Origin of the sequence: Rhodoblastus sp. (assembly GCF_052145335.1) — a bacterium.
Taxonomy (GTDB): domain Bacteria; phylum Pseudomonadota; class Alphaproteobacteria; order Rhizobiales; family Beijerinckiaceae; genus Rhodoblastus.
The window spans coordinates 1-10,474 of record NZ_JBKQOU010000363.1 but is presented as its reverse complement, the minus strand read 5'-3'; the positions used below and the strand labels follow the sequence as shown (position 1 = coordinate 10,474).

Here is a 10,474-nt window from a genome sequence, read left to right as displayed (position 1 = left end):
GGAATTCGGACGCACCTCCTACGGCCAGTCCGGCGACGGCCGCGACCACAATCCGTGGGGCTATACGCAATGGCTGGCGGGCGGCGGCTCCAAGGCCGGCTACACCCATGGCGCGACGGACGAAATCGGCTTGCGTTCGATCGGCAAGGGCGTCGACACCTATGACGTCCATGCGACGGTGCTCAACCTGCTCGGCCTCGACCACCTCAAAGTGACCTATTTGCGCGGCGGGCGTCGTGAGCGTCCCACCGTTGTTTACGGCGAAGTAGTGCAGGAGCTGATCGCCTGAGCAGGCATTTTTGCGTAACCAAAACAACGCCTGGAAGGTCATCCTTCCAGGCGTTCCTTCAGGGAACACCAAGTCACGATGCGTAAACTACTGATGCTTTCGATGCTGGCCGCGATGATCGTCGCCGCTCCTGTTTTCGCGCAGCGCGTCACGCTCGATCTCAAGGATTACGACGACGATTTGATGCATGACATCGATCGCGCGATCAAATATTTCGAGCCGGATATTTCCGGGCAGAACGCGGACGCGGCGCGGGACGACGCGGCGGAATTGCGCCGGGGCTTCGTTTACACGCAAGACTATTTCACCAAAAAGGGAAACACGCCGGACGCCGTCGAAATATCGAAACAGGGCCTCCAACAGCTCGACGCCGTGCTGAAGGAACTGGATGCGCAGAATTTTGACGGGGCGGCCGAAGCCGCCCGCGAAGTTTCAAAAGCCTGCCGCTCGTGCCACGACACCTACAAGCCGGATAAGGCGCGGTTTTAAGGCGCGGCCATCGCGCCAGCTCCGTCAATCGAAGAAAGCGATGGTGCGGAATTCGATGCTTTCACGGGGCGGCGTCCCGGGCGGCGTGGTGGGATCATCGAAAGCGGAATGCGGCGCGAAACGCGCGACCGCTTCATCGGAGTCCCAGCATTTGATCAGGATGCATTCGTCGAGGCCGAGATCGGGGATGTAATGCCAACGCTGCGCCGGATGATAGGCGAGCCCGTAAGTCTCGCCGCTTCGATGGCGGAAGATTTGTTCGGAAGGCAGGAGATCGGCGGGGTCGATGCTGCGGGCGTCGCCCAGAGCCAGCGGATGATCCTGCGCTGCGTGCCTGATCGGACGCCAGACGTTGACGATGGCCGCGCGGCGCGACAGCAGCGCCTCGGCCTTGTCCCCCATGATGTCACGCACGCGTTGCGGGCCGGAGCGGACGGTCTGATCGACATGGACGCGGGCGACCGGCTGGCGCGGAGCATGGGGCGAGCGGTCGGGATCGCCGGTCCGGCGCCGCAAGGTATGGTCGAAGACCACGATGCACGCAGCGCCGGTCGCCGCCTTGACGATCTCCGCGGCTTCCCGATGGCCGAGAGCCAGGGTCTGCGCCTCGTCCCAGAAATCGCGAACCGCCGTACGGTGAGGGACCAGGGCGAAGCCTTCAAGGTCCAGCGAGAGCTGGCCCGCGACGGGGCGCGCGTTGGCGATCGTCACCCTGTGTTCCCTGATCGCTAAATTGGTCTGAGGAACGCCTTCGGGCGGCTCGAAAGTATAGAAATAAAGCTTTTCCGTACCGCGCTCGGTGAAGCCGAGGCTGGCGGAAACCATTTCGAGTTTTTCGGGCGCAAGCGGCGCCGCGAGCGACGTAGCCATGGATTATCCTCGGGAAGTAGTCTTTGGGTCCGGATTAAAAACTCTCCACCCAGGGCCGAAGTTCGACTTCCCAGCTCCAGGCGCTGCGCGGCTGGCGCAGCACGCTGAGATAGGTCTGCGCGATCGCATCGGGGTCGAGCGTGCTATCGGGGCGCGCCTCCGGATCCGGGCGCCCAGAGGCGCGCACGGCGCCGTCGATGATGAAATGCGCGACATGAATTCCTTGCGGCGCCAGCTCGCGCGCCGCGCTTTGCGCCAGGCCGCGCAGGCCAAACTTGCCCATGGCGAAGCCGGACGAAAGCGGAAAGCCTTTCACGCTGGCGGTAGCGCCGGTCAGCAATATGGCTCCTCGCCTGTTCGGCAGCATGCGCCTTGCCGCCTGTTGCACGACGAGGAAACCGCCAAAGGCGGAAACTTCGATCGCGTTGCGGACCTCGTGCGGATCGAGATCGACAATCGCGCCGCGCACGCGGGCGCCGGCGTTGTAAAGCACGAGGTCGGGCGCGCCCAGGCTGGCGTCCACATTGGCGAAAAGCTGCGCCACGCTCTCGGGCGAGGCGGCGTCGACCGCGAAGGCTCTGCCGCCGAGTTCGGAGACGAGCGCGTCGAGCTTGGCGACGTTACGAGCCGCCAGCGCGACCTTGACGCCCACGCCAGCGAGCGCCCGCGCGACCGAGGCGCTGATGCCTCGGCCGGCGCCAACGATGAGCGCCGTTGCGTAAGGAAATTCGCTCATGATCGCGGCCCCCGGGGATTGGGATTGCGTGCAAGCCTGCGCCGTTCCATCCGAGCCTTGCTCACGGAACGAGGCGACCTTTTCGGAAGGTGGCGGACCCGCCGCGTGGAAGCAAGTGCAAATTAAATCGATCGATATCGCAATGTTGCAAGCCTGCCGGAAGGCGTCTTTCAGAAATCGGCGTCGGCCGCCGCCGATGGGGCGTGCATGATGATGAAGGTCAGGCCGATGGCGAGCGCCAGACCCAGCAGCGCTGCAAGCCAGGTCCGCGACGAGTGGATTGCCTCGTCCACCGGAACCGCGTGGAGCGGCTTGTGTCCGGTGATCATGGCGCGCACCAGATTCTCGTTCTTGAAAATCTTGTGCGCGAGCACCGCCAGGACATGCAGCGCCACGGCGCCGGCCAGCCAGTAGAACAACTGCCGATGGATCGAGGTCAGCACGAGGCTGAATTCCTTGGTGACATAGCCGTAGAGCGGGCCGACATTGAAAATTTCGTCATTGCCGAACAGGCCGAGAATGCTCTGCGCGGCCAGCGCGCCGAGCAGCGTCAGCACCATCAAGGCGCCGAGCGGATTATGGCCGGGATAATGCTTGTCCTCGCCTTTAAGGAGGTCACGCGCATAGGCCAGGGTTTCCGAGGGTCCCCGCAAAAAATTCCAGAAACGCGCGTGACGGGTGCCGACAAGGCCCCAAAGGAGGCGGAACGCCACCAGCACGATCACGGCATAGCCGGCCCAGACGTGGTATTTGAAATAGCTGACGCCAAGTTTGTTGGTGACGAAGGCGGCGACAACGGCTGCGACCAGACCCCAGTGAAAAATCCGCACCGGCAAGTCCCAGACTTGCCGCTCGGTTGCGAAGGCTTCCTGCGTCTTGTCGTGAAATCCGATCGTTTCTTCGAAAGCCGTCATGGGTCAAGCGCCTGTTGCTGGTCGATAAGGTTTCGGACAGGCGCGCGAGGGGCGAGAACGCGCGCCTGTCTAGTCGGCCCTGTGACAGGGAGCAGGGCTCGAAATTCGCGGCTTATTTCAGCTTGAAATCGTCGTGACAGGACTTGCAGTCCTGCGCGACCGCGCCGAGAGCGGTCTTGAACGGCTCGGTAAAGCCCTTTTCCTTTTCATTGACGTCATTCAGCGCGATCAGGTGATCCTGAAACTGCTTGAGATCCTTTTCGAATTCGGCGTGTTTGGTCCAGACTTCCGGCTTGGCCTTGGTGTCCGGCTCGCCGATATTGGAGTTTTCCGGAAAAGCTTCGTTCAGAAAGCCGGACAGGAACAAAACACGGGTGACGCGCTTGTTGACGTCGGCGGCGTCATAGCCGCCGTTGTCCTTCAACAGCGCGCCGAGCGGACGGAAATTGGCGCCGATCAGCTTGAAAATGGATTTGCGGACATCGGCGGCCTGACGGGCCGCATTGGCGCCGCCGCCGGCGGCGGGCGCTGCGGCCGGAGCGGGCGCCGGCGCGTTCTGGGCGTGCGCGACCAAAGCGCAGCCGGCGCCGATGGCGAGCGTCAGGCCGATGATGGCGGCGCGGCGCGGCTTGAGAACTTGCGAGATCATGTCGTCAAAAACTCCTGGATTGATTTTCGTTTGGATGGATTGGTTGATCAGCCGCGCAAGGTGCGGTTGAACAAAGCGAGGGTTCGCTCCCAAGCCAGTTTGGCGGCGACTTCGTCGAAACGCGGGGTGGTGTCGTTGTTGAAACCGTGCTCGACGCCGGGATAGATGAAAGCCTGATATTTCACGCCGGCCTGCTGCAGCGCCGCCTCGTAGGCGGGCCAGGCGGCATTGATGCGGTCGTCCTTGCCGGCGAAATTCAACAGCAGCTCCGCCTTGATCGCGGCGACCTGATCGAGCGGCGGGGCGGCGCCATAGAAAGGCGCGCCGGCGGCAAGGCTCGGCAGGCGTTCAGCAAGGAAGTTCACGATGCCGCCGCCGTAGCAGAAGCCGGCTGCGCCGAGCCTGCCGTTACCCCCGGGCAGGCTTTGCGCATAGTTGGCGGCGGCGATGAAATCCTCGCGGGTTTTGGTTTGGTCGAGCTTGGTAAAAAGCTCGCGCGCGCGGTCCTCGTCGCCGGGATAGCCGCCCAAGGGAAACAGCGCGTCGGGCGCGAAGGCGATGAAATTATCCACCGCGAGCCGCCGCGCGATATCCTCGATATGCGGATTGAGGCCGCGATTCTCGTGGATGACCAGGACGACGGGCAATTTGCCTTCCGCCTTGGCGGGGCGCGCGACGAGACCGCGCACCTTGCCATAGCCTTGCGGCGAATCGATCTCGACAAATTCCGTCACGACGCGCGGATCCGTCGGCGCGATTTTTTGTGCGGCGGCGAAGCGCGGATTGAGCGCATCGAGCAATTCGACGGCGGTGGCGCCGCTCAGCGCCGCATAGGTCGAAGCGCCTTTCAGGAAGCCGCGCCGCGAAGTCAATCCGTGCACATACTGGTCGAACAGCCGCAGCACTTCGGGATGGAAGTCTCTGGCCTCGGTCCGTTTACGATTGTCACTCATTTTGTCGCCCGCGATGCGAGTAAGCCGCGATCAGGGTTTGGGCGCGACGGGGGCGGCGGCTTGCGCGGGCTGGCGCGGGGCCGGGATGGCGATCTTGACGATGGTTCCGCCTTCGTCCTCGTAATGCTGCGAGCCGACGGCGCCGAGCACCTTGAAACCCCTTTCGGTCAGAAAATCGGCGGCCTTGCCGGCGCGGGCGGCGTGATTGGAGACGGTGACGATGGGACGGTCCTTGGGAATGAAGGCGAGGTTCTTTTCCAGATCGTCGATTTGAACATTGAGATAGACCGGGAACGTGCCGATCCTGGAAATTTCGTCGGGACGGCGCAGATCGACGAACAGCACATGGCTCGAATCGGCGAGAATGGCGTCGATGGCGGCGCGGTGCAGTTCCGGCGTCTTGAAATTGTAGGCGGCCGCCGCCGGGGCTGCGGCCGGGGTCTGGGCGAAGGACGGCGCGGCCAGGGGGAGGGAAAGCGCGGACGACAGAACGAGAAGCGACAGAATCTTGCGCATGATTTTTTCCAGGGGGGTTAGATGTATATAAATACTATCGATATAATAGTATTATGTCCTGTGTTGAATCTCCGCGCAAGCCCGTGTGAAAGGATTTGCGCTTGCGGAGGACGTCAGGGGATCAGGGTTTGTGCTCGTCGCGCCAATGGCGCACCGCGGCCAGGGTGTTTTCGATGTGCTTTTCCGGAGCCCTGTCCTGATAGGCGTAGATGATTTTGCCGTCGGGCGCGATAACGAAGGAAATCCGGTCGGGGACGACGGCGCCGGAACGGCCGGGACTAGCGCGCAAGGCGTCATAGGAGCGGATGACGGCCGCGTCCGGGTCGGCGGCGACAGGGAATTTGTCGCGGCATTCTTTTGAGGAAAAGTCGATCTGGGTGTCGATATTATCCGCCGACAGGCCGATCAGCGTCGCGCCCGCCGCCGCGAAATTCTCGGCATTGTCGGCGAAATCATGGGCCTCGATCGTGCAGCCCCTGGTGAAGGACTTCGGGTAGAAATAAAGCACCACCGGGCCTTTTTTCAGGGCTTCCGACAGTTGGAAGGTGAAGCTTTTTCCGCCCACAGCCGCTTGCAGGGTAAAATCGGGCGCGGTCTCGCCCTCCTTGACCGCCGCGCCGGCGGCAGTCGAAAGCAGGGCGCATGACAAGGCGCCGGCCAATAGACGTTTCATCGCTCATCCCGTTAAACTTCAGGAGTCCAGTTAGCGGACCCGAGGTGGAGCCACTTCAGCGGAGGAGAGCGAGCTTGTCAATTAAAAACTATAAAAATGATAGGAATATTGGCCGCCATCAATTGCGGCCCTGCAGTTTGAACAGCACGTCGACCATGGCGTCGACGTCGTTGCAGGTGTTGTAGAAGGCGAGCGACGGGCGCACCGTGGCCTCCAGGCCGAAGCGGCGCAGGATCGGTTGGGCGCAATGATGGCCGGAGCGCACGGCGATTCCCTCGGCGTCGAGCGCCTTGCCGATTCCGATCGTATCCTTGCCTTCGATGATGAAGGACAGCACGCTGGCCTTTTCCTTCGCCGTGCCGATCAGCTTCAGCTTGGGCACCGCGAGCATTTTCGCCGTCGCATATTCGAGCAGGCCGTGTTCATAAGCAGCGATATTGGCCATGCCGAGCCCATCGACATAATCGAGCGCGGCGCCGAGACCGACCGCGTCGGCGATATTGCCGGTGCCCGCCTCGAAGCGGTCCGGCGGCGCCTGGAACACGGTCTTTTCGAAGGTCACGTCGGCGATCATGTTGCCGCCGCCCTGCCACGGCGGGGTCTGGGCCAGAACCGCTTCGCGGCCATAGACCGCGCCGATGCCGGTCGGGCCGAACACCTTGTGGCCGGAGAAGACATAGAAGTCGCAGCCGATCGCCTGGACGTCCACCGGCATGTGCGAAACCGCTTGCGCGCCATCGACCAGGACGCAGGCGCCGTGCTGGTGCGCCAGCGCCGTCATTTCCGTGACCGGCGCAATCGTGCCGAGCGCATTGGACACTTGCGTGATCGCGACGATGCGGGTTTTCGGGCCGAGCAGGCGCTCATAGGACTCCAGGATGATCTGGCCGCTATCGTCCACCGGCGCGACGACCAGCTTGGCGCCGTTCTGCGCGCAAAGCTGCTGCCACGGCACGATATTGGCGTGATGCTCCAGCCAGCTGATGAGGATTTCGTCGCCTTCCCTGACATTGGCGCGGCCCCAGGACTGGGCGACGAAATTGATGCCCTCGGTCGTCCCGCGCACGAAGACGATGTCCTTGGCGGAAGGCGCGTTGAGGAAGCGACGGGTCTTTTCGCGCGCCGCCTCGTAGGCGTCGGTGGCGCGCGCGGCCAGGGCATGGGCGGCGCGATGGATATTGGAGTTTTCGTGCTTGTAGAATTCGGAGATGCGGTCGATCACGGCAAAAGGCTTTTGCGTGGTCGCGGCGTTGTCGAGCCAGATCAGTTTCTTGCCGCCGTTGACCCGCTCCTCCAGGATGGGGAAGTCGCGCCTGATGACTTCCGGATCGAGCGGATGGCCGATTGCGCCGCGCGTCGGCGCCGCCAGCGGGCGCAGGTCCAGTTCGAGAAAGTTGAACGCGGAGGCGGGAATCGGGGCAGGCGAGCCGGTCGGCGCAGGCGCGGCGGCGGATTCCTCCGTGGCGCCGGACTGTGGCGCGAGGCCGGCGGGAATCGAAGTCGCGGAGGGGACCGGCGCGGAAAGGGCGTCGGGCCGGGCGCCGACCTGAGCGGCGTCCGCCAGAAAATAGGCCGCGTCGGGCGTAGGCGCCGCAATCTGGCCGTCGAAAGGGTTGGCGAGATGCGCAGCCGGGATGAATTGGGTCGCCTCGCCATATTCGAGCGGCGCTCCGATGGCGCCAAAAGAGGGGGCTGCCGGCGCCGGCGCGAGGGCCGATTCCGGCGTCGCTCCGGCCTGAGGCGCAGCCGCGGTCGGGATGGAGTTCAAGCTAGGCGACGGCGCGGAAAAAGGATCGGGCCGGGTGCCGGCCGAGGCCGCTTCAGCCAGGAAATAAGCCGCCTCAGGCCCCCCCGACTGGCTTTCATAAGGATTGGCGAGATGCGTGGCCGGGACCAGCTGCGTCGCTTCTCCCAGTCCGAAGGGCGCGGCGGCCGCGCCGACCGGGCCGGGGGATGCGCCGGGCATCGGCGGCTCGCCGTAGCCGGTCGGCAGCGAAGAGAAATTCGGCGCGTGCGGCGCTGTGATATTGGGCGTCGGCACGACGGAGGGAATGGTCGAGGGCGGCAGATCGGGCGGCCCGACCAGCGGATTGGCCGGCGCATAGGGCGCGATGGTGGTGACCACATTGGGCGCCGGGAAGAAGGCGGGGCTCGGCGGCGCGAGTGGAATTCCCGGATCGGCGGCGGAAGGGACGGTCCCGTGCGACGGCTGTTGAAAAAAGGCGTTGGCCATTTGCGCGATCACGGAAGGGTCGGGCCAGGCTGGCGTGGCGCCGGCTTGCGGCGCGGCCGGAGAAGCTTCTGACGCGGTGAGACCAATCGGCATGGCGGCATCCTGAGATTATCCGCCGTCTTCGACGCCCGACGGGCGGAGACGGCGCGCAAATTCGGGCCGGCGGCGCGGAACAAGCGCCGCCGGCGAAGGGCTCATTCGTAATGGAAGCCGTATTTATGATATTTGTCGAGTTCGACTCCCTCCAGTACGGCGAGCGCGTCTTCGGTGAGGACGGCGGTCGAGCAATAGAGCGAGATCAGATAAGAGGCGATTGCCTTGCGGTTGATGCCCATGAAGCGGACGGACAGACTTGGCGCCACTTCGCCGGGAATGCCCGGCTGGAACAGGCCGATCACGCCCTGACGCTTTTCGCCGGTGCGCAGCAGCAGGATCTTGGTCTTGCCCGCTTCGTCGATCGGCAGCTTGTCGGAAGGAACCAGCGGAATGCCGCGCCAGGTAATGAAGGGCGAGCCGAACAGGGTGACGGTTGGCGGCGGCACGCCGCGACGGGTGCATTCGCGTCCGAAAGCCGCGATGGCGCGCGGGTGGGCCAGGAAGAACGCCGGCTCCTTCCACACCTTGGTGATCAGTTCGTCGAGATCGTCGGGCGTCGGCGCTCCGCCGCGCGCCCGGATGATCTGCGACGGCGCGACATTGGCGATCAGGCCGTAATCGCCGTTGTTGATGATTTCGTTTTCCTGCTTCTCCTTCACCTTTTCGATCAGCAGGCGCAACTGCTCCTGAATCTGGTCGTAGGGGTGGCTGTAGAGATCGGAAACGCGGGTCTGGACATCGAGCACGGTGGTGACGGCGTTCAGCGAATATTCGCGCGGCGCGTCCTCGTAATCGACGAAGGTTTCCGGCAGGTCGGCGTCGCGGTCGCGCGCGGGGCTGCACTGGACGTCGGCGTCGCTCAGCGCCTCGCCTTCCTTGACTCGGTTCAGGCGATAGATGCCGGCTTCGACCGGCGTCCAGGGCAGAAAGGACACTAGCCAGCGCGGCGTGATTCCCGACCATTGCGCGCGGGTTTTGGTGGCGTTGGCGAGTTGCCTTGCGGCGGATTCGCTTAACGTGCGGCGGATTTCGGGGTCGTCGGGCATGCGCGCCTTCCTACATTCTAGTTGAGTTGGCGAAGCTGGGAGGGAATATTAATCTATTTAAGTAGAAAAATATTCTACCGCACGCTATCGCTAGCGTTCGAGTTCCATATTCGATGATTGGAAGCTACATCTACTCAGCACGAGCGTCAAATATTTAATGGAATAGCTTAGAAGGCAGAGTTAATTTATAAATTTACTAAATCATTGTCGTTTGGGGGCGCTTTCGGGTTCCGAGCCATACGGAAATGCATTCAATTGGGTGAATGTGGGAAAACAACAACTTGATGGCTCCCCTGCTTGTCGCGAGAAAACACTAAAGGCCGCTGAAGAGGCGATATTCGGAGCGCTGCGGTTGCGCCCATTCCGTAGTCGTTTTACGTCGGGCGAATGACTGAAGCGGAGCGATGCCTAGGCCATGAGTAGCAAATCAAGGAGGTTGCGTGTCCCCGCAACCAAAATCGAACAAAAAAGCCCAAGGATTTCAATGATCCTTCGGCTTTTGCGTGTTCGCCGATCGTTTTCAGCTGGTTTTTTGCGACAGATCCGCGGCAATCACCTTGAACGGAGGTGTTTCGCATGGCGCGCAAGAAATCCGAATCCATCCCCGCCAAGACGGGCCGCACCTGGTCGCCCGTCAAAGGCTTGACCATCACCGAACGTGGTCCGTTGCAGTTTCAGGACAGAGTTCGCCGGATCGGCCGTGCGAGCCAAACGCAGACCTTCGAAACTGTCGCCGTCGCCGAGGCCTGGGGGATCAATATCCTCGACGGCTTCAACCGGAACACATTTGTCGATCGCCGGCAGGAGAGACGCACGACTCTGGCGACCGACTTCGAGAAATATCTCGAAGACGGCATAGCGGCGCTGAAAGGCCAAGTGCAGGGTATCCCTCCGGCGTGACGCGCCTTGCAGGAATTAGGGTTCCAGCGCGCTGCTTCGCAGCTAAATCGGCTTTATGAGCGAGGTTAGCTGCGCAGCATGGGACGAATGACGTTGATTTCTGGCGCGGA

General features: G+C 62.8%; 12 protein-coding genes. 3 read left to right on the top strand and 9 right to left on the bottom strand.

The genetic code is table 11. The features are described 5' to 3' along the window. Positions 1-289, top strand: a 289-nt coding sequence (locus tag ACLP2E_RS21580; RefSeq protein WP_442467084.1) for a DUF1501 domain-containing protein, incomplete at its 5' end; no start/stop codon positions are given. Positions 290-367: 78 nt separating this feature from the next. Further along, positions 368-778: a hypothetical protein gene (locus ACLP2E_RS21575; RefSeq protein ID WP_442467083.1), complete on the top strand. Its 411-nt coding sequence runs from the start codon at positions 368-370 to the stop codon at positions 776-778. A gap of 24 nt (positions 779-802) precedes the next feature. On the opposite strand, the gene ACLP2E_RS21570 is transcribed toward ACLP2E_RS21575, so the two are convergent. The 9 genes from ACLP2E_RS21570 to ACLP2E_RS21530 all read right to left on the bottom strand — a co-directional run bounded on the left by ACLP2E_RS21570 (position 803) and on the right by ACLP2E_RS21530 (position 9,464). Next, entirely contained in the window at positions 803-1,648 is an 846-nt protein-coding gene (locus tag ACLP2E_RS21570; protein WP_442467082.1) for a CmcJ/NvfI family oxidoreductase, read from the bottom strand. A 34-nt stretch (positions 1,649-1,682) separates the two neighbouring features. Continuing rightward, on the bottom strand, positions 1,683-2,384 hold the full coding sequence (locus ACLP2E_RS21565) for an SDR family NAD(P)-dependent oxidoreductase (RefSeq protein WP_442461793.1): 702 nt from the start codon (positions 2,382-2,384) through the stop codon (positions 1,683-1,685). 170 nt (positions 2,385-2,554) lie between these two features. Then, entirely contained in the window at positions 2,555-3,298 is a 744-nt protein-coding gene (locus tag ACLP2E_RS21560; protein ID WP_442461792.1) for a cytochrome b/b6 domain-containing protein, read from the bottom strand. A 112-nt stretch (positions 3,299-3,410) separates the two neighbouring features. Beyond that, the gene (locus ACLP2E_RS21555) at positions 3,411-3,947 is read right to left on the bottom strand and encodes a c-type cytochrome (protein WP_442461791.1); all 537 of its coding nucleotides are present in this window, start codon (positions 3,945-3,947) and stop codon (positions 3,411-3,413) included. Positions 3,948-3,994: 47 nt separating this feature from the next. Beyond that, positions 3,995-4,900, bottom strand: a complete 906-nt coding sequence (locus ACLP2E_RS21550; protein WP_442467081.1) for a dienelactone hydrolase family protein — start codon at positions 4,898-4,900, stop codon at positions 3,995-3,997. Between the two features lie 30 nt (positions 4,901-4,930). Continuing rightward, positions 4,931-5,416 (bottom strand): rhodanese-like domain-containing protein, encoded by a 486-nt coding sequence (locus tag ACLP2E_RS21545; protein WP_442462097.1) that lies wholly within the window; start codon positions 5,414-5,416, stop codon positions 4,931-4,933. Positions 5,417-5,537: 121 nt separating this feature from the next. Beyond that, a complete protein-coding gene (locus tag ACLP2E_RS21540; RefSeq protein WP_442462098.1) occupies positions 5,538-6,089 on the bottom strand; it encodes a peroxiredoxin in 552 nt (183 codons plus the stop codon). Between the two features lie 118 nt (positions 6,090-6,207). Next, positions 6,208-8,415: a family 2A encapsulin nanocompartment cargo protein cysteine desulfurase gene (locus ACLP2E_RS21535; RefSeq protein ID WP_442467080.1), complete on the bottom strand. Its 2,208-nt coding sequence runs from the start codon at positions 8,413-8,415 to the stop codon at positions 6,208-6,210. A gap of 101 nt (positions 8,416-8,516) precedes the next feature. Beyond that, positions 8,517-9,464 carry a family 2A encapsulin nanocompartment shell protein gene (locus ACLP2E_RS21530; protein WP_442467079.1) on the bottom strand — a complete coding sequence of 316 codons (948 nt, stop codon included), beginning with the start codon at positions 9,462-9,464 and terminating at the stop codon, positions 8,517-8,519. Between the two features lie 576 nt (positions 9,465-10,040). Here ACLP2E_RS21530 and ACLP2E_RS21525 point away from each other — a divergent pair. Continuing rightward, the gene (locus tag ACLP2E_RS21525) at positions 10,041-10,364 is read left to right on the top strand and encodes a hypothetical protein (protein WP_442467078.1); all 324 of its coding nucleotides are present in this window, start codon (positions 10,041-10,043) and stop codon (positions 10,362-10,364) included. Positions 10,365-10,474: the final 110 nt, after the last annotated feature.

Coding starts and splice junctions, on each gene's coding strand:
- ACLP2E_RS21565 (WP_442461793.1), bottom strand. CDS start 2,384: ATGAGCGAATTTCCTTACGCAACGGCGCTCATCGTTGGCGCCGGCCGA.
- ACLP2E_RS21560 (WP_442461792.1), bottom strand. CDS start 3,298: ATGACGGCTTTCGAAGAAACGATCGGATTTCACGACAAGACGCAGGAA.
- ACLP2E_RS21530 (WP_442467079.1), bottom strand. CDS start 9,464: ATGCCCGACGACCCCGAAATCCGCCGCACGTTAAGCGAATCCGCCGCA.
- ACLP2E_RS21550 (WP_442467081.1), bottom strand. CDS start 4,900: ATGAGTGACAATCGTAAACGGACCGAGGCCAGAGACTTCCATCCCGAA.
- ACLP2E_RS21555 (WP_442461791.1), bottom strand. CDS start 3,947: ATGATCTCGCAAGTTCTCAAGCCGCGCCGCGCCGCCATCATCGGCCTG.
- ACLP2E_RS21540 (WP_442462098.1), bottom strand. CDS start 6,089: ATGAAACGTCTATTGGCCGGCGCCTTGTCATGCGCCCTGCTTTCGACT.
- ACLP2E_RS21535 (WP_442467080.1), bottom strand. CDS start 8,415: ATGCCGATTGGTCTCACCGCGTCAGAAGCTTCTCCGGCCGCGCCGCAA.
- ACLP2E_RS21545 (WP_442462097.1), bottom strand. CDS start 5,416: ATGCGCAAGATTCTGTCGCTTCTCGTTCTGTCGTCCGCGCTTTCCCTC.
- ACLP2E_RS21575 (WP_442467083.1), top strand. CDS start 368: ATGCGTAAACTACTGATGCTTTCGATGCTGGCCGCGATGATCGTCGCC.
- ACLP2E_RS21525 (WP_442467078.1), top strand. CDS start 10,041: ATGGCGCGCAAGAAATCCGAATCCATCCCCGCCAAGACGGGCCGCACC.
- ACLP2E_RS21570 (WP_442467082.1), bottom strand. CDS start 1,648: ATGGCTACGTCGCTCGCGGCGCCGCTTGCGCCCGAAAAACTCGAAATG.